Annotated in this window: 23 protein-coding genes; 16 read left to right on the plus strand and 7 right to left on the minus strand. The window is 61.3% G+C overall.

The annotated features are described in order from the left end of the window. Positions 1–167 precede the first annotated feature (167 nt). The 15 genes from PXK07_RS10525 (at position 168) to PXK07_RS10595 (ending at position 14671) form a co-directional block, all read left to right on the plus strand. A complete protein-coding gene (locus tag PXK07_RS10525; protein ID WP_274848189.1) occupies positions 168–509 on the plus strand; it encodes a hypothetical protein in 342 nt (113 codons plus the stop codon). Between the two features lie 95 nt (positions 510–604). Then, the gene (locus PXK07_RS10530) at positions 605–1015 is read left to right on the plus strand and encodes a DUF5333 domain-containing protein (RefSeq protein WP_274848190.1); all 411 of its coding nucleotides are present in this window, start codon (positions 605–607) and stop codon (positions 1013–1015) included. Positions 1016–1018: 3 nt separating this feature from the next. After that, positions 1019–3034, plus strand: coding sequence for an NADH-quinone oxidoreductase subunit NuoG (nuoG, locus tag PXK07_RS10535; RefSeq protein ID WP_274848191.1), 2016 nt, complete (start codon positions 1019–1021; stop codon positions 3032–3034). Further along, the gene (locus PXK07_RS10540; RefSeq protein WP_274848192.1) at positions 3031–3411 is read left to right on the plus strand and encodes a hypothetical protein; all 381 of its coding nucleotides are present in this window, start codon (positions 3031–3033) and stop codon (positions 3409–3411) included. The genes nuoG and PXK07_RS10540 overlap by 4 nt, the downstream gene beginning before the upstream one ends. Positions 3412–3417: 6 nt before the next feature. Continuing rightward, positions 3418–4455, plus strand: a complete 1038-nt coding sequence (gene nuoH, locus PXK07_RS10545; RefSeq protein ID WP_274848193.1) for an NADH-quinone oxidoreductase subunit NuoH — start codon at positions 3418–3420, stop codon at positions 4453–4455. A 2-nt stretch (positions 4456–4457) separates the two neighbouring features. Then, positions 4458–4952, plus strand: a complete 495-nt coding sequence (gene nuoI / locus PXK07_RS10550; protein ID WP_065267094.1) for an NADH-quinone oxidoreductase subunit NuoI — start codon at positions 4458–4460, stop codon at positions 4950–4952. Between the two features lie 7 nt (positions 4953–4959). Further along, positions 4960–5382 (plus strand): carboxymuconolactone decarboxylase family protein, encoded by a 423-nt coding sequence (locus tag PXK07_RS10555; protein WP_274848194.1) that lies wholly within the window; start codon positions 4960–4962, stop codon positions 5380–5382. Next, positions 5379–5981: an NADH-quinone oxidoreductase subunit J gene (locus tag PXK07_RS10560; protein ID WP_274848195.1), complete on the plus strand. Its 603-nt coding sequence runs from the start codon at positions 5379–5381 to the stop codon at positions 5979–5981. The genes PXK07_RS10555 and PXK07_RS10560 overlap by 4 nt, the downstream gene beginning before the upstream one ends. 4 nt (positions 5982–5985) lie before the next feature. After that, positions 5986–6291, plus strand: a complete 306-nt coding sequence (nuoK, locus tag PXK07_RS10565; protein WP_005624625.1) for an NADH-quinone oxidoreductase subunit NuoK — start codon at positions 5986–5988, stop codon at positions 6289–6291. Positions 6292–6297: 6 nt separating this feature from the next. Then, positions 6298–8388 carry an NADH-quinone oxidoreductase subunit L gene (gene nuoL, locus PXK07_RS10570; RefSeq protein WP_274848196.1) on the plus strand — a complete coding sequence of 697 codons (2091 nt, stop codon included), beginning with the start codon at positions 6298–6300 and terminating at the stop codon, positions 8386–8388. Then, on the plus strand, positions 8388–9935 hold the full coding sequence (locus PXK07_RS10575) for an NADH-quinone oxidoreductase subunit M (protein WP_274848197.1): 1548 nt from the start codon (positions 8388–8390) through the stop codon (positions 9933–9935). The genes nuoL and PXK07_RS10575 overlap by 1 nt, the downstream gene beginning before the upstream one ends. Before the next feature lie 14 nt (positions 9936–9949). Further along, entirely contained in the window at positions 9950–11389 is a 1440-nt protein-coding gene (nuoN, locus tag PXK07_RS10580) for an NADH-quinone oxidoreductase subunit NuoN (RefSeq protein ID WP_274848198.1), read from the plus strand. A gap of 76 nt (positions 11390–11465) precedes the next feature. Continuing rightward, positions 11466–12212 carry a biotin--[acetyl-CoA-carboxylase] ligase gene (locus PXK07_RS10585; protein ID WP_274848199.1) on the plus strand — a complete coding sequence of 249 codons (747 nt, stop codon included), beginning with the start codon at positions 11466–11468 and terminating at the stop codon, positions 12210–12212. Between the two features lie 13 nt (positions 12213–12225). Further along, positions 12226–13014, plus strand: coding sequence for a type III pantothenate kinase (locus PXK07_RS10590; protein ID WP_274848200.1), 789 nt, complete (start codon positions 12226–12228; stop codon positions 13012–13014). Then, positions 13004–14671 (plus strand): ribonuclease J, encoded by a 1668-nt coding sequence (locus PXK07_RS10595; protein ID WP_274848201.1) that lies wholly within the window; start codon positions 13004–13006, stop codon positions 14669–14671. Before PXK07_RS10590 ends, PXK07_RS10595 begins: the two co-directional genes overlap by 11 nt. A gap of 81 nt (positions 14672–14752) precedes the next feature. Here PXK07_RS10595 and PXK07_RS10600 read toward each other — a convergent pair whose 3' ends face one another. The 5 genes from PXK07_RS10600 to PXK07_RS10620 form a co-directional block, all read right to left on the minus strand. Then, positions 14753–14926: an RSP_7527 family protein gene (locus PXK07_RS10600; protein ID WP_274848202.1), complete on the minus strand. Its 174-nt coding sequence runs from the start codon at positions 14924–14926 to the stop codon at positions 14753–14755. A 211-nt stretch (positions 14927–15137) separates the two neighbouring features. Further along, positions 15138–16598, minus strand: coding sequence for a DEAD/DEAH box helicase (locus tag PXK07_RS10605; protein ID WP_274848203.1), 1461 nt, complete (start codon positions 16596–16598; stop codon positions 15138–15140). Between the two features lie 165 nt (positions 16599–16763). Next, on the minus strand, positions 16764–17729 hold the full coding sequence (locus PXK07_RS10610; RefSeq protein WP_274848204.1) for a glycosyltransferase family 2 protein: 966 nt from the start codon (positions 17727–17729) through the stop codon (positions 16764–16766). Continuing rightward, a complete protein-coding gene (locus tag PXK07_RS10615) occupies positions 17726–18478 on the minus strand; it encodes a hypothetical protein (protein ID WP_274848205.1) in 753 nt (250 codons plus the stop codon). The genes PXK07_RS10610 and PXK07_RS10615 overlap by 4 nt, the downstream gene beginning before the upstream one ends. 36 nt (positions 18479–18514) lie before the next feature. Beyond that, the gene (locus PXK07_RS10620; protein ID WP_274848206.1) at positions 18515–20122 is read right to left on the minus strand and encodes a peptide chain release factor 3; all 1608 of its coding nucleotides are present in this window, start codon (positions 20120–20122) and stop codon (positions 18515–18517) included. A gap of 203 nt (positions 20123–20325) precedes the next feature. Here PXK07_RS10620 and PXK07_RS10625 point away from each other — a divergent pair, with 203 nt between their 5' ends. Beyond that, positions 20326–20676: a BrnA antitoxin family protein gene (locus PXK07_RS10625; protein ID WP_274848207.1), complete on the plus strand. Its 351-nt coding sequence runs from the start codon at positions 20326–20328 to the stop codon at positions 20674–20676. 852 nt (positions 20677–21528) lie between these two features. Here PXK07_RS10625 and PXK07_RS10630 read toward each other — a convergent pair. Both PXK07_RS10630 and PXK07_RS10635 read right to left on the minus strand, forming a co-directional pair. Continuing rightward, positions 21529–21714 carry a hypothetical protein gene (locus PXK07_RS10630; protein WP_274848208.1) on the minus strand — a complete coding sequence of 62 codons (186 nt, stop codon included), beginning with the start codon at positions 21712–21714 and terminating at the stop codon, positions 21529–21531. 703 nt (positions 21715–22417) lie between these two features. After that, a complete protein-coding gene (locus tag PXK07_RS10635) occupies positions 22418–24043 on the minus strand; it encodes a thiamine pyrophosphate-binding protein (RefSeq protein WP_274848209.1) in 1626 nt (541 codons plus the stop codon). Positions 24044–24088 lie beyond the last annotated feature (45 nt).

A 24088-nucleotide genomic window follows, 5' to 3' on the forward strand; every position in this document is an offset into this window, starting at 1 on the left:
GTTAGGCTCATGGTTTACTTCCCCATCCACAGCGACAGGCAAGATCGGACCGCAGCGGGCGCAACCGCTGACATCGGTCGCGGGCGCTTGGGCCATCTGCGTCAACCGGGGCAGGGATCCTGCGCCCCGTTTCGCCTTTGGGGAGAGGATCTGTGATGATGACTAAAATGAAGCTCGTACCTGTTCTTGTGCTGATCGCTGCCAGCGTTGCTGGCTGTGGCCGTGGGTCAAGCGATCGCGTGCTCTACGATGGCGTGCCCTTCAAGGCGAAGGCCAAAGCCGTGGACAAGAAAGTCACGCGGGCGGACTTCCGTGTGGAAGTCTCCAAAGCGTCGCAGTCCTACAAAGGTGCGCGGCTGGCCGCCCATCACGCAGGCGTCACCTATTGCCTGACCGAGGCTGGCTACGGCACCTCCGAAATCATCTGGGACGTGGATCCCTATGATCCCGAGGCGGAACTGCGCCTTGAGGGGGATACCGCCGTTTTCCACGGGACCTGTGACTCGTGAGTGCAACAGTGTCATATCCCGGCTCCGGCGCACCGTTATTGCATAGCGGATGCTTCGGTCTGTTCACTGCACACTCCTTTTCTGGAGAGAGATGCATGAAACAGATTGTCCTGTCGCTGTTGTCCGCTGCCGTCGTGGCACTGACCCCGTCGGCGCTGCTGGCAAAACCGCCTCTGCGCAGCGTGGCCGAGATTGAAGAACCGCTCTTTGCCGTGGCCGTTGCCAAGGAGGTCGCCGATCATTGCGACAGCCTTGCCGCCCGGTTCTGGAAGGGGGTGGCAGAGTTGCGCCGCCTGCGCGCGCGGGCCAACGAGCTTGGCTATTCCGACCAGGAAATCCGTGCCTACATCGGCTCGGACAGTGAAAAGGCCCGGATGCGGGCAAAGGGTGAGGCGCTTTTTAACAGTCGTGGCGTCTCTTACGACAAACCGGAAACGTTCTGTGCGTTTGGTCGCGCGGAAATCAAGAAAAACAGCGCGATCGGCGTGTTACTGAGGGCGAAATAGACCATGTCTGACCTCCGCAAGATCAACATTGACGGAACCGAGATCGAGGTGGACGGGGCGATGACCCTGATCCAGGCCTGTGAAGTCGCCGGGGTAGAGATCCCGCGGTTCTGCTATCACGAGCGTCTGTCCATTGCCGGCAACTGCCGTATGTGTCTGGTCGAAGTCGTCGGTGGCCCGCCGAAACCCGCAGCCTCCTGTGCCATGCAGGTGCGCGACCTGCGCCCCGGTCCCGAAGGTCAGGCGCCGGTGGTGAAGACCAATTCACCGATGGTGAAGAAGGCCCGCGAAGGCGTGATGGAGTTCCTGCTGATCAACCACCCGCTGGATTGCCCGATCTGCGATCAGGGCGGCGAGTGCGACCTGCAGGATCAGGCGATGGCCTATGGTGTTGATTTCAGCCGCTTCCGTGAAGCCAAGCGCGCGGTGGATGACCTGGACCTCGGCCCGCTGGTGGGCACCGCCATGACCCGCTGCATCAGCTGCACCCGCTGCGTGCGTTTCACCACCGAGGTGGCGGGCATCACCCAGATGGGCCAGACCGGTCGCGGCGAAGATGCAGAAATCACCAGTTACCTGAACGAGACACTGGATTCGAACCTGCAGGGCAATATCATCGACCTGTGCCCGGTCGGGGCGCTGACCTCGAAACCCTATGCGTTTACGGCCCGCCCCTGGGAACTGACCAAGACCGAGACCATCGACGTGATGGATGCGCTTGGCTCCAACATCCGCGTCGACACCAAGGGCCGCGAAGTGATGCGCATCCTGCCGCGCAACAACGACGGCGTGAATGAAGAGTGGATTTCGGACAAGACCCGTTTCGTCTGGGACGGCCTGCGCCGCCAGCGTCTGGATCGTCCTTACGTGCGCGTCGACGGCAAGCTGAAGCCCGCCACCTGGCCCGAGGCCCTGGCCGCGGTTGCCTCTGCGATGAAGGGCAAGAAGGTTGCCGGTCTGATCGGCGACCTGGTTCCGGTCGAAGCGGCATTCGCGCTGAAACAGTTGATCGAAGGGCAGGGGGGCGCCGTGGAGTGCCGCACCGACAATGCCCGTCTCGCGATCGGAAACCGGTCTGCCTATGTGGGCACCGCCGCGATCGAGGATATCGATGCGGCACAGGCGATCCTGCTGGTCGGCACCAACCCGCGCGACGAGGCGCCGGTGCTGAACGCCCGGATCCGCAAGGCCTGGCTGAATGGGGCCAACGTTGGTCTGATCGGCGTCGCTGCGGATCTGACCTATGACTACGAGCATATCGGCACCGATCGTGCCGCGCTGGAGGCCGCGGCCCAGAACGCCCATGACATCGCGGATAAGGCGCCGGTGATCATCGTTGGCCAGGGCGCCCTGCGCGAGGCGGACGGTCTGGCCGTGATGGCCAAGGTTCAGGAGCTGGCCGCCAAATCCGGCGCCAAGGTGCTGGTGCTGCATTCCGCAGCAGCCCGCGTGGGCGCCATGGATATCGGGGCCGTGACCGAGGGCGGCATGGCTGCGGCCATCGACGGGGCAGAGGTGATCTACAACCTCGGCGCCGATGAGGTCGAGATCGATCCGGGTGCCTTCGTGATCTATCAGGGCAGCCATGGTGACCGCGGCGCGCATCGCGCCGATGTGATCCTGCCGGGCGCCGCCTATACCGAGGAGAACGGTCTCTTCGTCAACACCGAAGGCCGCCCGCAACTTGCGTTCCGCGCCGGCTTTGCTCCGGGTGACGCGAAAGAGAACTGGGCCATCCTGCGCGCGCTCAGCGCCGAACTCGGAGCGACACTGCCCTATGACTCGCTGGCGCAGCTGCGCAAGGCGCTGGTCGCAGAGGTGCCGCATCTGGCGAAAGTGGGCGAGGTTGCCGAGAACGAAGTCGTGGCACTGGAGAGCGAACCGCTGGGCAAGGCGGACTTCCTGCCTGCGGTGAAGGATTTCTACCTGACCAACCCGATTGCGCGTGCGTCGCAGCTGATGGCCGAACTTTCGGCCAATGCGAAGGCCCGCAACACAGACAAGATCGCGGCAGAGTGATCCGCGCGGCACTCATATCGTCCCTGATGCTGGGGGCCTGTGCGCAGGCGCCCGGCACCGGTGAGACTTCTCCCCAATACAAAGGGGTGAAGACCAGCCTGCTGGGCGGCGATCTGGTGCAGTTCAACGTCACGATGTCCGGCGCCCGCGCTAAGGCGGAGCTGGATGACTATGCCGAATGTGCCGCCGCGCAATATGCGCTGATCCGGGGTTACGGGTTTGCGCGTCACGTGCGTACAAAAATGAAACAAGAGGGTGGCAATCAGACTGCAGATGCTGTCTACACCATCTCGCCTGCCCTCCCGCGCGGTCTGCGCACCATCGACGCCGAAGTCGTGGTGGCGGACTGCAAGGCAAACGGAATACCCACGGTGTGAGGACCTATGGCTGACTTCTTTAACACCCCAGGCGGCATCGCCGTTCTGATATTGGCGCAAGTTCTTGCAGTTGTTGCCTTTGTCATGATTTCGCTCCTGTTCCTGGTCTACGGGGACCGCAAGATCTGGGCGGCGGTGCAGATGCGCCGGGGCCCCAACGTGGTGGGCGTCTATGGCCTGCTGCAATCGGTGGCCGATGCGTTGAAATACGTGGTGAAAGAGGTCGTGATCCCCGCCGGTGCGGACCGCGCCGTCTTCATCCTGGCGCCGCTCACCTCATTCGTGCTGGCGATGATCGCCTGGGCGGTGATCCCCTTCAACGATGGCTGGGTGCTGAGCGATATCAACGTCGCGATCCTCTACGTCTTTGCGGTGTCCAGCCTCGAGGTCTACGGCGTCATCATGGGCGGCTGGGCGTCGAACTCGAAATATCCCTTCCTTGGCTCCTTGCGCTCTGCCGCGCAGATGATTTCCTACGAGGTCTCCATCGGGTTGATCATCATCGGTGTGATCCTGTCGACCGGTTCGATGAACTTCGGTGACATCGTGCGCGCGCAGGATGGCAATGCGGGCCTGTTCAACTGGTACTGGCTGCCGCATTTCCCGATGGTCTTCCTGTTCTTCATCTCGGCGCTTGCGGAAACCAACCGCCCGCCGTTCGACCTGCCCGAAGCGGAATCGGAACTGGTGGCTGGCTATCAGGTGGAATATTCGGCCACGCCCTTCCTTCTGTTCATGGCCGGTGAATATATCGCCATCTTCCTGATGTGCGCCCTGACCACGCTGCTGTTCTTTGGCGGCTGGCTTTCCCCGATCCCCGGCCTGCCGGACGGTGTTCTGTGGATGGTGGGCAAGATGGCCTTCTTCTTCTTCCTCTTCGCAATGGTGAAGGCGATCACCCCGCGCTATCGCTATGATCAGCTGATGCGCCTTGGCTGGAAGGTCTTCCTGCCCTTCAGCCTCGTCTGGGTGGTCTTCGTCTCCTTCGCTGCAAAATTCGACTGGTTCTGGGGTGCTTTCGCACGCTGGACAACAGGGGGCTGATCATGACGCAGATCGATTACACCCGCGCCGCCAAATACTTCCTGCTGCAGGATTTCTGGGTCGGCTTCAAACTGGGACTGAAGTATTTCTTCGCCCCCAAGGCCACCCTGAACTACCCGCACGAAAAGGGCCCGCTGTCCCCGCGCTTTCGTGGTGAGCACGCCCTGCGCCGTTACCCCAACGGCGAGGAACGCTGCATTGCCTGCAAACTCTGCGAGGCCGTTTGCCCGGCGCAGGCGATCACCATCGATGCCGAACCGCGCGAGGACGGCAGCCGCCGCACCACGCGTTACGACATCGACATGACCAAATGCATCTACTGCGGTTTCTGCCAGGAAGCCTGCCCGGTGGATGCCATCGTGGAAGGGCCGAACTTCGAATTCGCCACCGAAACCCGCGAAGAGCTGTTCTACGACAAGGAAAAGCTGCTTTCGAACGGGGAACGCTGGGAAGCCGAAATCGCCCGCAACCTGGAAATCGACGCACCCTACCGGTGATAGGACCATGACCGAGACGCCAAAGAACCCCTTCGAGGCCATGATGGCCCAGGCCCATGAGATGGCAAAAGCGTTCAATCCGGCGCTTGAGCATTTCTCGCCTGCCGAGGCCATGAAAGGGTTCGAGGCGCTGTGGCCGACCATGCCCAAAGAGGCCATGGAACTGATGTTCGGCAAGACCGTCAACAAGGACGGTCTGGATGCCAAGACCCGCCTGCTTTTGACGTTGGCGGGGCTGACCATGCAGGGCGCACAGGCGGATACCGCCCTGCGCCAGACCGTGCGCCACGCACTCGAGGCGGGCGCGAAGAAACAAGAGATCGTTGAAACGATCGGACAGATGTCGGTCTTTGCCGGCATCCCGGCCATGACCCGGGCGCTGGAGCTGGCGCAAGAGGTCCTGGACGACAAAAGGGACGATGAGACATGAGCGTTTTTGCCTTCTACCTCTTCGCCATCAGCGCCATCACCGGCGGGCTGTTCACCGTGATCAGCCGTCAGCCGGTGCATTCTGTGCTGTGGCTGATCCTGGCCTTCATTTCCTCGGCCGGGCTGTTCGTGCTTCTGGGGGCGGAATTCGTCGCCATGCTGCTGGTCATCGTCTACGTGGGGGCGGTCGCGGTTCTGTTCCTCTTCGTGGTGATGATGCTGGATGTGGACTTTGCCGAGCTGAAGGCCGAGATGGCCCGCTACATGCCGGTCGCCTTGCTGATCGGGCTTGTGATCCTGATGCAGCTGGTCATGGCCTATGGCACCTGGGTCAGCGCGCCGCTGGCATCCGACCTGATCGCGCAGCCGGTCCCGGCAGACAAGCACAACACCGAGGCGCTTGGCCTCATCATCTATGACCAATACTTCCTTCTGTTCCAGCTGGCGGGTCTGATCCTGCTGGTCGCCATGATCGGCGCCATCGTGCTGACCCTGCGCCACCGCAAGGACGTCAAGCGCCAGGACATCGTCGCCCAGATGATGCGCGACCCGGCCAAGGCGATGGAACTCAAGGACGTAAAACCGGGGCAGGGGCTGTAAGGCGATGATCGGACTTGAACACTATCTCACCGTTGCGGCGACGCTGTTCGTCATTGGCATCTTTGGCCTGTTCCTGAACCGCAAGAACGTGATCATCCTCTTGATGAGCATCGAGTTGATGCTCTTGGCGGTGAACATCAACCTTGTGGCCTTCTCCAGCTTCCTGGGCGATCTGGTGGGGCAGGTCTTTACCCTGTTCGTGCTGACCGTGGCCGCCGCCGAGGCCGCCATCGGCCTTGCGATCCTGGTTTGCTTCTTCCGTAACCGCGGCACCATCGCCGTCGAAGATATCAACGTGATGAAGGGCTAAAGCGTCATGGAAACCATCCTTCTCTTTGCCCCTCTGGTCGGGGCAGTGATCTGCGGCTTTGGCTGGAAGTTCATCGGCGAAAAGGCGGCGATGATCACGGCCACGGGGCTGCTGTTCCTCTCTGCCGTGCTGTCCTGGACCGTCTTCCTGACCTTCGATGGCACCACCCAGAACATCGAGATCCTGCGCTGGATCGAGAGCGGTTCGCTCTCGACCTCCTGGGGGATCCGGCTGGACCGTCTGACCGCGATCATGCTGATCGTTGTGACCACGGTCTCGAGCCTCGTGCATCTCTACTCCTTTGGCTACATGGCGCATGACCCGCAGTGGAAAGACGGCGAAAGCTACAAGCCGCGCTTCTTTGCCTACCTGTCCTTCTTCACCTTTGCGATGCTGATGCTGGTGACCTCGGACAACCTAGTGCAGATGTTCTTTGGCTGGGAAGGCGTGGGCGTTGCCTCTTACCTGCTGATCGGGTTCTACTACCGCAAGCCCTCGGCCAATGCGGCGGCGATGAAGGCCTTTATCGTCAACCGTGTCGGTGACTTCGGCTTTGCGCTGGGTATCTTTGGCCTGTTCCTCTTGACCGACAGCATCAGCTTCAACGACATCTTCGCGGCCACGCCCGAGATTGCCGAAACCCAGCTGAGCTTCCTCTGGGGCGAATGGAATGCGGCGAACCTTCTGGCGGTGTTGCTGTTCATCGGCGCCATGGGTAAATCGGCGCAGCTGATCCTGCACACCTGGCTGCCGGACGCGATGGAAGGCCCGACCCCTGTGTCGGCGCTGATCCACGCCGCAACCATGGTGACCGCCGGCGTCTTCCTGGTCTGCCGCATGTCGCCGCTGATGGAGGTTGCACCGCAAGCGACCATGTTCATCACGGTGCTGGGCGCCACGACAGCCTTCTTTGCCGCGACCGTGGGCCTGGTTCAGACCGACATCAAGCGCGTCATCGCCTATTCCACCTGTTCGCAGCTTGGTTACATGTTCGTGGCTGCTGGTGTCGGCATGTATTCGGCGGCAATGTTCCACCTGTTCACCCACGCCTTCTTCAAGGCGATGCTGTTCCTTGGCGCGGGCTCCGTGATCCACGCGATGCACCACGAGCAGGACATGATGAACTACGGTGGTCTGCGCAAGAAGATCCCCTATACCTTTGCGGCGATGATGATCGGCACGCTGGCCATCACCGGTGTTGGTATTCCGCTCACCCACTTCGGCTTTGCCGGTTTCCTCTCCAAGGACGCAATCATCGAAAGCGCCTATGCGGGCGGATCGTCCTACGGCTTCTGGCTCTTGGTCGTGGCTGCCGCGATGACCTCGTTCTACTCGTGGCGCCTGATCTTCCTGACCTTCTACGGCAAGCCGCGCGGCGATAAGCACACCCATGATCACGCGCATGAAAGCCCGATGGTCATGCTGATCCCGCTGGGCGTTCTGGCACTCGGTGCGGTCTTCTCCGGCATGATCTGGTACAACAGCTTCTTTGGTCACACCGACACGGTGGGCAAGTTCTACGGCATTCCCTACGCCGAGGCTGAGGCCGGAGGTCACGGCGAAGAAGCTGCGCATGGTGAGGCGAAGGACGATCACGGCGAAGTTGCCAAGGGTGAACATCATTATGTCTTCACCGGCAAGCCGGGCGAGGGGGCGCTGTACATCGCGCCGGACAACACCGTACTGGACGATGCCCATGCCGCTCCGAAATGGGTGAAGGTGTCGCCGTTCATCGCCATGCTGGGCGGTCTGATCATGGCGCTGTGGTTCTACATCTGGAACCCCTCGCTGCCCGCACGCCTGGCAGAGAACCAGCGCCCCTTGTATCTGTTCCTCAAGAACAAGTGGTACTTTGACGAGCTCTATGATGCGATCTTTGTCAAACCGGCCATTGCGATCGGTCGCTTCTTCTGGCGCAAGGGCGACGGCAAGACGATCGACGGTTTCCTGAACGGTGTGGCCATGGGCATCGTGCCCTTCTTCACCCGTCTCGCTGGCCGGGCCCAGTCCGGCTTCATCTTTACCTATGCCTTCTGGATGGTGCTGGGCATTGCCGCCCTTGTCACCTGGATGTCGATCGGCGGAGGAGCGCACTGATGGACAACATCCTTTCTATTGTCACCTTTATCCCGGCTTTTGCGGCGGGCCTGATGGCCCTGCTGCTCCGGGGAGAGGATGCTGCGGCACAACGCAACGCCAAATGGATCGCGCTCCTGGCGACCTCGATCACCTTCCTGGTGTCGCTGGCGATCTACCTGGACTTCGACCCTGCCAATACGGGCTTTCAGTTCGTGGAAGAGGCCGAGTGGATCTTTGGCCTGAAGTACAAGATGGGCGTCGATGGCATTTCGGTGCTGTTCGTGATGCTCACCACCTTCGTGATGCCGCTGACCATCCTGGCCAGCTGGAACGTGACCACCCGGGTCAAGGAATACATGGTGGCCTTCCTGCTGCTTGAGACCCTGATGCTGGGTGTCTTCATGGCGCTGGATCTGGTGCTCTTCTACCTGTTCTTCGAGGCGGGCCTCATTCCGATGTTCCTGATCATCGGCATCTGGGGTGGCAAGGAGCGGATCTACGCCTCCTTCAAGTTCTTCCTCTATACCTTCTTCGGCTCGGTGCTGATGCTGGTGGCCATGGTGGCGATGTACGCCGATGCGGGCACCACCGATATCGAGACCCTGCTGACGCACAGCTTCTCGGCTGCAAGCTTTGATGTTCTGGGCGTCCATATCGTTGGCGGCATGCAGACGCTGATGTTCCTGGCGTTCTTCGCCTCCTTTGCGGTGAAGATGCCGATGTGGCCGGTGCACACCTGGCTGCCCGACGCGCACGTGCAGGCGCCGACGGCTGGGTCTGTCGTGCTGGCGGCGATCCTCCTGAAGATGGGCGGTTACGGCTTCCTGCGCTTCTCCTTGCCGATGTTCCCGGTGGGTGCGGATGTGATGACTGACCTGATCCTCTGGATGTCGGCCATCGCGGTTGTCTACACCTCGCTGGTGGCGATGGTGCAGGAGGACATGAAGAAGCTGATCGCCTATTCGTCCGTCGCGCATATGGGCTTTGTCACCATGGGCATCTTTGCGGCCAACCAGCAGGGCATTGACGGCGCGATCTTCCAGATGCTGAGCCACGGCTTCATCTCGGCCGCATTGTTCCTGTGCGTGGGCGTCATCTATGACCGTATGCACACCCGCGACATCGACGCCTATGGCGGCCTTGTGATCCGCATGCCGGCTTACGCGCTGGTCTTCATGTTCTTCACCATGGGCAACGTGGGCCTGCCGGGCACCTCGGGCTTTGTCGGTGAATTCCTGACCCTGATGGGCACCTTCCAGAAAAACACCTGGGTGGCGGCTGTCGCCGCAACCGGGGTGATCTTCTCGGCTGGTTATGCGCTGTGGCTTTTTCGCCGCGTGGTCTTTGGTGATCTGATCAAGGAAAGCCTCAAGACCATCAAGGACATGGACGCCCGCGAGCGGTTCATCTTTGCGCCGCTGGTGGTGATGACCATTCTGCTGGGCGTCTACCCGTCGCTTGTCACCGATATCATCGGCCCGTCCACCGAGGCGCTGATCTCGAACTTCAACCAATCTCTGGCCGCCGCTGACACCGCGTCTGCGACCCAGATTGCTTCGCACTAAGGGAGCCAAGGCAGATGATCCAAGCTGATCTCTCCATCGTCCTGCCAGAGATTGTTCTGGCGCTTTACGCAATGGTTGCGCTGCTGGCCGCGGTCTATACCGGCAAGGACAAGCTGGCTTCGACGCTGGTCTGGGTCACCGGCGGTCTGATGGTCGCGCTGGCGGTCTGGATCGCCACCGGCGGTAACGGCAGCCAAGAGGCATTCGGCGGCATGTTCGTCGACGACGGTTTCTCGCGCTTTGCCAAGGTGGTGATCCTGGTGGCCGCCGCTGCCGTGATGATCATGGGGCAGGACTACATGTCGCGCCGCGGCATGCTGCCCTTCGAATACCCCATCCTGATCGCGCTTTCCGCGGTCGGCATGATGGTCATGGTCTCCGCTGGCGATCTGATGGCGCTCTACATGGGGCTCGAGCTGCAGTCGCTGGCGCTTTACGTGGTTGCCTCCCTGCGTCGTGACAGCGTGAAATCCACCGAAGCCGGCCTCAAGTATTTCGTGCTCGGCGCGCTCTCCTCGGGTCTGCTCTTGTATGGTGCATCGCTGGTCTATGGCTTTGCCGGAACCACCAAGTTCGCGGGCATCATCCAGGTCGCGGAACATGGCCACATGTCGCTGGGCATGCTCTTTGGCCTCGTCTTCCTGATCTCGGGCATGGCCTTCAAGGTCTCTGCCGTGCCCTTTCATATGTGGACGCCGGATGTCTACGAAGGCTCCCCCACGCCGGTCACCGCCTTCTTTGCCACCGCACCGAAAGTGGCTGCTATGGGGCTGTTTGCCCGCGTGCTGCATGACGCCTTTGGCGGCGCCATTGTTGACTGGCAGCAGGTCATCGTCGTGTTGTCCGTGCTGTCGATGTTCCTGGGCGCTGTTGCGGCCATCGGTCAGCGTGACATCAAGCGCCTGATGGCTTTCTCGTCCATCGCGCATATGGGCTATGCGCTGATCGGCCTGGCCGCGGGCACCGAAGCGGGTGTTTCGGCGATGCTCGTGTACCTTGCGATCTACGTCACCATGAATGTCGGCACCTTCTCCTTCATCCTGATGCTGGAAAAGGACGGCAAGCCGGTCACCGATATCGACGCTCTGAACCAATTCGCATCGCGTGAGCCGGGCAAGGCGCTGGCGGTTCTGGTCCTGATGTTCTCGCTGGCTGGCGTTCCGCCGATGTTGGGCTTCTTTGCCAAGCTGGGCGTCTGGCAGGCGGGTGTGGATGCGGGCCTGATGGGGTTGGTCATTGCCTCCGCCGTGGCCTCGGTCATTGGTGCCTTCTACTACCTGCGGATCGTCTTCTACATGTACTTCGGCGCCTCCGAGGGAGAGGTCGAGGCCAAGGGGTCGCCGGTTCTGACCCTGGGGCTGATGGCGTCGGCTGCGCTGATGCTGATCGGGGTCGTCTATCAATTTGGCATCGACGGGGCTGCTGCTGCGGCGGCTGCAACTCTTGTCAATTGATCAAGCAAAGTGACAAACACAAAAGGCCCGGTCGCAGGACCGGGCCTTTTGCGCATTTGGACAAAGGGTGACAGCGATGACCTGGCCAGTGGGATATGGCAAACGCGTGCTGGCCGAGGTGGACAGCACCCTGGACGAAGCCGCCCGGATTGCAGGCGAGTTGTCGGGCCCCGAGTGGATCCTGGCCCTGCGTCAGACCAAGGGGCGCGGGCGCCGGGGGCGGGACTGGAAGGATCCGAAAGGCAACTTTGCCGCCACGCTGGTGATGCGTCCCGAAGGCGCCGCCGATCAGGTGGCCCTGCGAAGTTTCGTGGCCTCTCTGGCGTTGTTCGATGCATGCGTCGCCTTGACGGGCCGCACCGATGGCTTGGCCCTGAAATGGCCCAACGATGTGCTGCTGAACGGTGGCAAGCTGGCGGGGATCCTCTTGGAAAGCGCAGGCCAGGGGAGCGGGGTCACCTATCTGTCGATCGGGATCGGGGTCAACTTGATGGAAACCCCGATGAAGGAATGGCTGGAGCCGGGTGCCGTCTGGCCGGTGTCGCTGCTCTCGGAAACCGGGATGCAGGTCGGCCCCGAGGATTTCCTCGAGGCCCTGGCAGAGGCCTATGCCCGCTATGAGCAGCAGTTCGTGACCTATGGGTTCGAGCCGATCCGCACCGCCTGGCTGGCCCGCGCGGCCAAGCTGGGGGAGGTCATCACCGCCCGCACCGCAACGTCGGAAACCGAGGGCACCTTTGAAACGGTGGACGCCCAGGGCAACCTTGTCCTAAACAGCGCCAAAGGCCGCGTCACCATTCCCGCCGCGGATGTCTATTTCTAGGAAAGGCGTGCCCATGCTTCTGGCCGTTGATTGTGGCAATACCAATACTGTCTTCTCGATCTGGGATGGGGAGCAGTTCATCGGCACCTGGCGCACGGCGACCGACTGGCGGCGCACGGCGGATCAGTATTTCGTCTGGCTCAACACGCTGATGCGGTTGCAGGGCATCGAGGCGGATATCACCGATATGATCGTTTCCTCGACCGTGCCGCGGGTGGTCTTCAACCTGCGTGTGCTGGGCGATCGCTATTTCAACACAAGGCCGCTGGTGGTCGGGAAACCCGATTGCCTCTTGCCGGTGGAAGTGCGGGTCGATGAAGGCACCGCTGTCGGCCCCGACCGGTTGGTCAACACGGTGTCGGGCTTTGACCTATATGGCGGCAATCTGGTGATGGTGGATTTTGGCACCGCGACCACCTTCGATGTGGTGGCCGAGGATGGCGCCTATGTGGGGGGGGTGATTGCACCGGGTGTCAACCTCAGCCTCGAAGCGCTGCACCAGGCGGCCGCGGCCTTGCCCCATGTGGACATCTCGAAACCGCCGAGGGTCATCGGCACCAATACCGTCGCCTGCATGCAATCCGGCGTCTTCTGGGGCTATGTCGGCCTTGTCCGTGAAATCTGCACCCGCATCAAGGACGAGCGCGGCGTGCCCATGAAAGTGATATCAACAGGCGGGCTGGCGCCTTTGTTCCAGCAAACGGCTGATCTGTTCGACGCATATGAGGATGATCTCACCATGCATGGTCTGCAGGTCATCCATCAATATAACAAGGATAACGGTACTCCGAATGAGCACTGAGAGATTGATCTATCTGCCCCTTGGCGGGGCAGGTGAAATTGGCATGAACGCCTATGTCTATGGCTACGGCAAACCGGGCAAGGAACGGCTGATCCTGGTGGATCTGGGCGTGGCCTTCCCGGATATGGATACCAGCCCGGGCGTGGATCTGATCATGCCCGACATCACCTGGCTGAAACAGCGGGTGGACCAGCTGGAGGCGGTGTTCATCACCCACGGTCACGAAGACCACATCGGCGCGGTGGCCCACCTTTACGGTGATCTACGGGTGCCGGTCTATGCCCGCGCCTTTACCGCCAATCTGGCGCGCCGCAAGATGGAAGAGCGGGGCCATGATCCCAAGATGGTGCAGACCGTCTCGGCCTGGCCCGAGGTGACCAAGCTTGGCCCCTTTACGGTGGGCGTTGCCCCCATGTCCCACTCCATCCCCGAAAGCGGCGCACTGGTGATCGATACGCCCGCCGGGCGGGTGGTCCATACCGGCGACTTCAAGCTGGATCCGAACCCACTGGTGGGCGAACCCTTTGATCCGGACATGTGGAAAGAGATCGCCAAGGATGGCGTGCAGGCGATGATCTGCGACTCCACCAATGTGTTTTCCGCCCATCCGGGCCGCTCGGAAGCGGAACTTGCGCCCGAGATCACCCGGCTGATCGGCGAGGCAAAGGGTCTGGTCGCGGCGACCACCTTTGCCTCCAACGTCGCCCGGGTCAAAACCCTTGCTGAAGCGGGCGAGCGGGCCGGGCGGTCTATTGTGCTCTTGGGCCGCGCGATGCTGCGCATGGTCGAGGCGGCGGTGGAAACCGGCGTGCTGACCGATTTTCCGAAGGTGATCCAGCCCGAGGAAGCGCAGGACGTGCCGCGCGAAAACCTGATGCTGATCACCACCGGCAGCCAGGGCGAACGCCGTGCGGCCACCGCGCAGATGGCACGTGGCAAGTACCGCGGGCTGGAGCTGAAAGAGGGCGATCTGTTCCTCTTCTCCTCCAAGACCATTCCCGGCAACGAGAAGGGCGTGATCCGTATCATGAACCAGTTCTCGGAGCGGGGCGTCGATGTGGTGGATGACAGCTCGGGTCTGTATCACGTGTCGGGTCATGCCAACCGGCCCGATCTGGAGCAGCTGCATGCGCTGGTAAAACCGAAGATGCTGGTGCCGATGCACGGTGAACATCGTCACCTGCGTCAGCATGCGCGCATCGCCGAGGAAGCCGGTATCGCCAGCGTCGTGGCGGTGAATGGCACCATGCTGGATCTCGCGGGCGATGGGCCCCGGGTGGTGGACTTTGTGGAAACCGGACGGGTCTACCTGGATGGGACCGTGAAGATCGGCGCGCTTGATGGCATCGTGCGGGATCGTATCCGCATGGCGCTGAACGGCCATTTGGTCGTGACCGTGATCCTGGATGAAGAAGATGAGCCGCTGGGCGAGCCCTGGTGCGATATCAAGGGGCTGGCGGAAACCGGCACATCCGACGCCGCCCTCGCTGAGGTGATCGAGGAAGATCTCAACCAGTTCCTGATGCGGGCAGGGGCCAAGACCCTGCGTGACGACGACAAGCTGGAGGGCGAACTGCGCCGCATCGCGCGCCAGACCGCCAACAATGAGATCGGCAAGAAGCCCGAGGTGACGGTGGTGATCAGCCGCATGCGCTAAGCCGCAAACGAAAAGACAAAAAAGCGCCCTGACCAATCCGGCCAGGGCGCTTTTTCGTGAGTGGTGGTCTTCGAAATGAAATCAGGCGTGGCGCGGGCGCAGGACCAGGGCCGCAAGCTTCTGTGCAGCGGTCACGATGGCAGCAGAGCCTGCGCGCAGGAAGGTGGCCATGGCCTGGCTGCGCATGGCCTGCGCCCGGCGTTCGATGGCTTGGATGTCTTCGGCGGACAGGGAGGGGATGTCGGAATGTGTCATAATGCGTCTCAGCGGCTAGGGCGTGTCAGTGTCTGACGCCCAATTAGGCGCAAAGAGCGCATTTGACATCCGGCAAAATTGTCATTGCCGCCATGCTGCAGGTGCAAAGCAACCCTTGCGCGTATCCCTGGCCTGGCTGCGGGGGCAGAAATGAAAACGACCGCACCCGGCAGGGGCACGGTCGCAAAACCAGCAGCCTCAAACGGAGCTGTCAGCTGGCGCGGCGTTCGTCAAAGGACATGGCGATGAAGCTGGGCATGTGATCGCCCATGCCGACCACCACCTTGCGGTCGTCGCGACGATCCTTGGTGCTGCTGCGTCCGCCGCGCGATTTCTTGCTCTCCGAGGACTTCTTGGTCTCGGCGCTTTCGGTCACTGCGGGGGGCTGCGCCTCTTGCTCCGGGGCCTGGGACTGGACCTTCTCCTTGGACTTGCTGCGGGAACGGCTGCGGCTGGTCTTCGCTTCCGTTGCTTTTTCTTCCCCTTCGCCCTCTTTGGGAGCGGCCTTGCGCGCGGGGGCTTTCTTCACCGGGTTTTCCATCCGGTTGATTGTCTTCTGAACAAGGCTTTCGACCGCATCCAGCGCCTTTTCATCCCGCGGCACGCAGATGGTGATCGCCTTGCCCTCGCGGCCGGCACGGCCGGTGCGGCCAATGCGGTGCACATAGTCTTCGGCATGGCCGGGGACATCGTAGTTGAACACATGGCTGACGCTGGGCACATCAAGGCCACGGGCGGCCACATCCGAGGCCACGAGGATGCGCAGATTGCCTTCCCGGAAGCCATCAAGGGTCTTGGTGCGCTGGCTCTGGTCCAGGTCGCCGTGAATCGGCGACGCATCATAGCCGTATTTGCGCAGCGATTTTGCAACGATATCCACATCCGTCTTGCGGTTGCAGAAGATGATCGCATTGGTCAGCTTGTCGCCTTCCTGATCGATCAGCGCGCGCAGCACCTTGCGTTTCTCGCTGCCTTCGCGGTCCTTGCGGGAGGCTTTGAATTCCACCACCGCCTGTTCGATGGTCTCCGAGGTGGTCGCCTGACGGGCGATCTCGATCCGCTCCGGGTTCGAGAGGAAGGTATTGGTGATCCGCTCGATCTCGGGCGCCATCGTGGCCGAGAAGAACAGCGTCTGGCGGGTAAAGGGCGTCAGGCCGAAGATGCGTTCGATATCGGGGATGAAGCCCATATCCAGCATCCGGTCGGCTTCGTCGATCACCATGACCTTGACGTCTGAAAGGATCAGCTTGCCGCGTTCAAAATGGTCCAGAAGGCGGCCGGGGGTTGCGATTAGCACATCGACACCCTTGTCGATCAGCTGGTCCTGTTCCTTGAAGCTGACACCGCCGATCAACAGCGCCTTCGTCAGTTTCATGTGTTTGGTGTAGGTGTCGAAGTTTTCCGCCACCTGGGCGGCCAGTTCCCGCGTCGGGCAGAGCACCAGGCTGCGCGGCATGCGGGCTCGGGCGCGGCCACGGGCCAGAAGCGTGATCATCGGCAGGGTAAAGGAAGCGGTCTTCCCGGTGCCGGTTTGGGCGATCCCCAGAACATCGCGCCCTTCCAGCGCGGGCGGGATGGCGCCGGCCTGGATGGGGGTAGGGGTTTCATAGCCGGCTTCCTCAATTGCCTTGAGGACCTTGGGATTCAAGTTCAGATCGGAGAATTTTGTCATTTGCGTCCGTTATTGCGGACACTGACCAGGCCCGCGCGTGTGTGTACCAGCCGATCTCGCAAGGTCATGCGGTTTGGCAGCTTTCGGCTTGGGGCGCGGTCTATCAAAATAAGGTGAGATCGTCAATTGTAGCCTGATTTTCCCGACACCCTGTTGCAGGAGAGATCAGAACAGGCGTTGGCCGAATTCTGGAAACTGTTTCTGTCGCTTGTCCTCAAGCTGCAGGTCGCGCAGGCAGAGCAGCCCTTCCGCCTGCAGCCGCGCCCGCAGCGCAGGGGTATCGGCGCAGACTTCCTCGAAAAACGCCTTTAGCCCTGCTGTTCCCGGATCTTCTTCGATCGCCGACAGCAGGTCATGCAGGGTCACGCCGCCTTGGTGGCGCGGCCGGATCGGTTTCAGCTCGGATCGGTAGGCGCCTTTTTCCAGGCGGTATCGGTAATGGGCGATCCAGGCGTCCCAATCGGCGGCATGCAGGTGGCACAGGTCGACCCCGTTCAGGATAGCCTGGCCTGGGTTTTCACCCTGTTCGGTGTAGATGTTATGGATGCGGAACTGAGCCTGCTCCAATCCCGGGCGCACGAACAGCTTGCCCTGGCTGTGGCTGAGAAATCCGCCGGACAGGTATTCGCCGTAGGTCGGGTAAACCCGCTCGGCGATAGAGAGCTGGTTCGCGCCCGCTGCGATATGGCTCTTGAAGGCGGTGCCATCGCCCCCGGCCAGGGCTTCAATCGGATAGGCGCGGGCACAATGCGCGGTTTCGGGCAAAGCGCCCAGAACCTCGCCCAGATCGGTCTCAGACCACAGGAATTCGTCCACATCCATGTGGATCAACCAGTCCAGCCCCTTTGTCTGCCGACGATAGGCGCGGGTTGCATTCATTGTCTGGCGGACCTGGTGTTTCTCGGGCTTGCCGCCCTTGCGGCGTTGCGCCCAATAGGCCTCGTCGCAGTCGAAGATGCGGATCTTCGGGTGCCGGGCAAGGAGATCGCGGGCCTCGGGGCAGGGGGCATCAAGGTAGATGAACAGCCGGTGCGCGCCCGCTTCGATATGGTAGGCGGCCCAGTTCAAGATGTCGGCGGCGGGGGCCTTTACCGTGGCGACAATTCCCCATCTGTCCGCCGAAGTCCTCATATCTTGTTCACATCGGACTTGCGCTTGTAGTGCCTGAGCCGTGCAAAAATGCTGCGGTTGTCGGTCATCACCATGCGCAGCATCTGGGCGCCCAGCGGTCGAAAGACCGGGTCTTCCTCGACGCAGTGCCACAGACGCGCCAGCATATTCATGTCAAGGTCTCCCGTTTGCAGGGAGTAGGGGGTCATGTCAAAGGCCAGTGGATGATCCGAGTTGCGCCGCTTCAGCCTGGGAAAGGCGAAATGTCCGGGACGCCCCGACAGCCTGCGCTCGCTGTCGTGCAGTTTGATCAGGTCAAAGAGCATCGACAGGCCTTGCCCGCCCCGCCGCTGCGCTTCTGTCTCGCCATGGTCGCCAAAGGTGGTTGCCGAAGAGATCAGCCAGCGCGTGTCCAATGTGTCGGCGAAATACCTGCCGCGTTCGCGCCAGATCTGCAGGAACAGATCCCGTGCCTGCGCGGGCGGGTTTTCCCGCCGCAGGATGGCGATGCACAGGGCATGGGTCGCTTCCAGCTCGCTGCGCCCCTCGAACTCGCCCCGGATCTCGAACCACTTGGTTTCGATATGCTGTTTGATCTTTGGCCGGTCTTCCGGGTTTTGCGCCGGAACCACACGGGCCTGCAGATCATCAAGGTTCGTGCCGATCTTTTCCAGCAGTTCGGCCGAGCCGGTATAGGGGCGCGACTTGCGATCATGGCGCCGCATCAAGCGATGGAAACCGCCGGGGTAGATCTCGTTGGCAATGTCCATGCGTGATTTGGTTCCGTCTCGGTGGTCTGAGGTGGTCTAGACCATCATTTCCTTGGTCGCAGTCAGTTTCAAGTCCGGATAATCCCGCTCGACCCGGTCGATGTCCCATTGCAGGCGCGTCAGGTAGACGGTGTCGCCGTCGTGGTCGGTCGCGATATGCTGCTTGTTGGCGTTGATGAACTTTTCCACCGCGGGCTTGTCACCGCTGACCCAGCGGGCCGAGGTGAACTGCGATGCCTCGAACCGCACCGGCAGCCCGTATTCCATCTCGATCCGGCTGGCGAGCACCTCGAACTGAAGCGCGCCGACAACGCCGACGATGAAGCCCGAACCAAAGGAGGGTTTGAAGACCTTGGCGGCCCCTTCTTCGGCAAATTGCATCAGGGCTTTTTCCAGATGTTTCGCCTTCATCGGGTCGCCCGCGCGCACGGTCTGCAGCAATTCCGGCGCAAAGGAGGGGATGCCGGTCGCCCGCAGGGCTTCGCCTTCGGTGAGCGTATCACCGATGCGCAGCTGGCCGTGGTTGGGGATACCGATGATATCGCCTGCCCAGGCCTCTTCCGCCAGCTCCCGGTCGGAGGCGAGGAACAGCACCGGGTTGGAGATCGCCATCGGCTTTTTCGTGCGCACATGGGTCAGCTTCATGCCGCGTTTGAAATGGCCCGAGGCCAGGCGCAGGAAGGCGACACGGTCGCGGTGCTTGGGATCCATATTGGCCTGCACCTTGAACACGAAACCGGCGACCTTCTTTTCCTCGGGGCAGATCTGGCGGGGGCTGGCCTGCTGAGGCTGCGGTTCCGGCCCGTAGGTGCCGATCCCGTCCATCAGTTCCTTCACCCCGAAGGAGTTGATCGCCGAGCCGAACCAGATCGGGGTCATATGCCCTTCCAGCACCGATTGCGGATCCAGGGCTGGCAAAAGTTCCTTTGCCATTTCAACTTCTTCCAGGAATTTCTCCAGAAGATGCGCGGGCACGTGTTCGGCCAGTCTGGGATCGTCCAGCCCCTCGATCGAGATGCTCTCGGCCACCTTGTTGCGGTCGGCGCGGTCCATCAGCTCCAGCCGGTCGCGCAGCAGGTCATAGCAGCCGATGAAATCGCGGCCCACCCCGATGGGCCAGCTGGCGGGCGTCACGTCAATCGCCAGCATTTCCTGGATTTCATCAATGATCTCAAAGGTATCTCGGCTCTCCCGGTCCATCTTGTTACAGAAGGTCAGGATCGGCAGATCGCGCAGGCGGCAGACCTCGAACAGCTTCTGGGTCTGGCTTTCCACCCCCTTGGCGCCGTCGATCACCATCACCGCCGCATCCACCGCCGTCAGCGTGCGATAGGTGTCCTCGGAAAAGTCCGAGTGGCCGGGTGTGTCCACCAGGTTGAAGCGGAACTCCTTGAAGTCAAACGACATTGCCGAGGCTGAGACCGAGATGCCCCGGTCCTTTTCCATCTGCATGAAGTCCGACCGCGTGCGCCGTGCCTCGCCCTTGGCGCGCACCTGACCGGCCATCTGGATGGCGCCACCATAAAGGAGAAATTTCTCGGTCAGCGTGGTCTTGCCCGCATCCGGGTGCGAGATGATCGCAAAGGTGCGGCGGCGCGCGATTTCGGGCGGCAATTCGGGGCGGTTTGTGACGGAATCCAGCATGAGCGCGCGTATATCAGGATTGCGCCCCGAGGCAAGAAAAACAGGCGTCACCCCCCATGCACCACCTGTGCACCCCCCGTACACCGCCTGTACAGCGGGCATGCACCGCCCGTTGCCGCCCCAGCGACCGGAGGCATGAGCCGCCCTTAAGGCAAATGGCCCATGCTGATCTCGAACGCAGATAGCCAGACCGCCCCCATCCGATGCCCAGCCGCAAACATTATGACGCCGAAATGCAGCAAGAGCTGGAAGAGCTGCAATCCGCCCTGCGGCGCGAATGGCTGGGCAACAGCCTGCCCGTGGACTGGCACGGCATGGACAGCTGGCAACGCATCGACCGGCCCAAGACGCGGGTGACGATCCGGCTGGACGCGGACATGGTGCGCTGGTTCCGCAAGCTGGGCCCCAACTACAGCCGCCGCATCAACGCGGTTCTGCGCATCTACTGGATGGCGCTGCTGTCGGGCCACATCCAGGCGCATGAGAATGACAACACCATCCTGCGCATCGCGCTGAATGCCCGGCGGAGGCTGGAGGAGGAGCGGGGGGAGTGAGGGGGCACGATTCAGCCTGAACGAGACACTCACGCACGTTGCAGCGAAGGCCCTGCTGCAGAAGCGAAAGACTTCCCGAGAGTGGTCCTTCAGTTTGCTCAGCTGGTCAGGGCAATGCTGCACACAGCGCAAGTGACAGCGAAGCGCAGGTTGGCGCGCTATCTAGCAACTATCATCAACCAGATGGTGCGTGACGGGTGGGACTTTGAAACAAGATCCTTGAATGCTGAAGGAACAATCAGCCACGGAAAGTGAAGGGACGCCAGCCCACCAGTGCATGGCTCGGCGGAGGCGTGCGCCATGACCGTGAAAACACCAAGGTTCTATTGGAAAAGATTGACTTCAGCTATTTATCGCTTTGTGCCACAAGTTGGCACTACGAGGCAGGCGTTCATCACGGGGGAGGTAAATTTACGATAGAGCTGGCTTGTGAAACTAAAACGAATGTGCTGTCAAAGATGCTGGGCCATGAGCCAAGCATAATCCTTCTGAAGATCCAGCGGTAGCATCCCTCGACGCGGATGAACGCAGCCAGTCCAAGGCTTGAAGTGTGTATCGCCCCAGCGCAAAATAACCTGCTGAGACGGGTCAACAACAAACCTCGTTGGCCGCAATAGGCCGCAGGCGTCCAAGTCCGATGAATTTTGAACAATGAGGTCAACGTTTGCCCGTTGCGGAAACTTGAGCTTTGTCGTTCCGTAGCAAACGCGGACAGCGGTTTCACCTGTCTTGCTGGACTGAAGGACCTGCGTAACAAGCAAAGGACGGCAGTCTGGGCTGCCGTCCTTGGGTTTGGTCTCCGGGTAAAACCCGGTAACAATCGAATAAGCTTGCGGAGGGACTTTCACCCATTCAGGCATAGGGGAACTTGGTCCCGTCTACGACTTCCCATTCGTCGCCCTCAAGTTCTTTCTCAAGGGTGGCCTTCAGGTTACGAACTTGTTCAGGGTCGAATTCGTCGAAGTTCATTGCCGCTTCCGGGGGGAAGGCATTTTCAGCCCATTTCCCACCTGCTTGTTTGGCTGGTGTACGATTCATTCCTATTCTCCAATATTTCCGATTCGACTTCTAACGTCCGAATTTCGGTTGATTCTCAGCCAGTTCGGTAGCTGAGACCCAGTGTCTACTGGGTATTTGGGTACTCTCTTAGCATCCGTTTGTGGCGTCTTTGCGCCAGCTAAGCACAAATTGTCAACTCCTGTCCATCCACAGGTGTTCCACTGTGTACGCCACATTCCCTAATAAAGAGATAGGACACAAGTCGCTAGTTTCAACGGCGAAAAGCCCCTCACCGCCGTCACGTAAGGCGGCGGAGCGTATTTCACAATTCAACTTTTTCAACACGTGGCAGCCTTTTAATATCAAATACCTCTGAACAAGCGAGTCGGGCTTGGCAATGCTCTGGGGCCGTTTCCTGAACGGCCCGCACGACCTTGAGACGCGATACACCCCTTGCGGATCATAGCGTTCCTAGCGCCCGCATTGGCACTCAAAAACCAGCCCAGCGCCAATATCGCGCCCATCAAGCAGTTCACACGCAGCAAAGCGTGCCTCTCGTATGGCCAGGTCCCGCGATGTTGAAAATTCCGCTTCCCGCGCCGGCGGACGTATCGCTCACGCGTCCAAGGCATCCATAAGTCCTCCCCCAGCCCTTGTACGGCCGGGGAGGGCGAAAACCACGCTTTTGATATGCCGGTCCGTTCCCGCCGATCAGGGGCGGGCAAGACCTGACCCCGAGGGGTCAGATCCGCATGCGCGGGACGTCGTTGGGGTCCAGCATCAATTCGATCAACAGGGGCTTGTCCCGGGTCTCGATCGCCTTGAGCGCCTGTTCCAGGGTTTCAACCGAATTCACCAGGATACCCTGACCGCCCAGGGCAGTGCCCACCTGCGCGAAGGAGGGCCAGTCGAACATCGAAAGGCCGGGATCCATCTTGCGGTCCAGGAACTGGATATGCTCGGCGCCATAGGCGGAATCATTGGCCACGATCACGATCAGATCCTGTTTCATGCGCACGGCGGTGTTGAACTCGTTGATCCCGCCCATCATGAAACCGCCATCGCCGGTGAACAGCGCTACGGGGCGGTTTGGCGTCGCGAAGCCCGCGCCGATCGCGACCTGCAGGCCTAGGCCGATGGAGCCGAAATTGGTGGTGGCGATGAAGCTTTCGGCATTGGGGCAGGAGACGCGGCACCAGACCTCGGTCATGAACCGGCCGCCATCGGTGGTCAGGAAGCGGTCCTTGGGCAGGGCCTCCTCCAGCCGGTCAAGCGCATATTCGAAGTTCACGTAACCGGGCTTGGCCTTGTCGGGATCGCCCTTGGGGTGGGCGGTCAGCACCTCCATGTCCAGTTCGGCGGTGAAGCCGGTGCCGGGGATTTCGGCCTCATCCAGCCACCAGACGATATTGTCCGCCGTCAGCCCCGCATCGGCCACCAGGGCCGCATCCGGGTGGTAGTTCTTGGCCACCTCGGTGACGGTATCGTTGATCTGCACCACCCGCTTGCCCTTCATCAGCGCGCCCTTGTCGGTGGTGAAATGGTGCAGCGAGGTGCCAAAGGCGACGACGCAATCCGCCTTGGCGATGGCATCATAGGCGGCGGGCGTCGACAGGGTTCCGAAGATGTCGATGTTATAGGGGTGGTCGTTGAACATGCCCTTGGCCTTGAGCGTGGTGGCCAGGGGGGCCTGCAGGCGATCCGCCAGTTTCTTGATCTGCTCGACCGCGTCCTTGGCGCCGATCCCGGCCAGGATGATCGGGCGCTTGGCGCTGGCGATCATGCCCACGGCCTCGTCCAGGTCGTCGCCCTCGGGCACATAGGCGGGGGCGTTGAAGGCCGGGAAGACATGGCGGCTGTGCTCCACCTCCTGCCACATGAAATCGGCGGGCATGTTCAGCACGATGGGACGTTTCTCCACCTGCGCCCGATAGATTGCGTGGGCCACGTCATAGGAAGCGGTTTCCGGCGATCGCATCTGTTCGAAACCGGCCCCGGTGACCTTGACCGCTTCGCGCTGGTCGATGTTCTGCAGGTTATGCGGGTTCGAGACGGCGGTATCCCCGGCCAGCAGCACCATCGGCACATGGCCGCGCGCGCCCTCGGTCAGGGCGGTGATGCAATTGGTCAGGGCCGGGCCATGGGTGACGGTGGCGATGCCCACCTTGCCCGCCACCCGGCCATAGGCCAGCGCCATCAGCACCGCGCTGCCCTCATAGGCGACGGGCACGAAGGTCGCGCCGCCGTCGCGCACGAAGTGGTCGACCATGAACAGGTTGGCGTCCCCCATCAGGCCAAACATCATGTCATGGCCATGGTCGGCAAGGGATTGGGCAATGGATTGGTACACGTGCATGGTGCGGCTCATTTTCTGTCTGTCCGGGTTTTCGATGTCATATCGGTATTCCGATGC

The organism is Phaeobacter sp. QD34_24 (genome assembly GCF_028890115.1).
Taxonomy (GTDB): domain Bacteria; phylum Pseudomonadota; class Alphaproteobacteria; order Rhodobacterales; family Rhodobacteraceae; genus Phycobacter.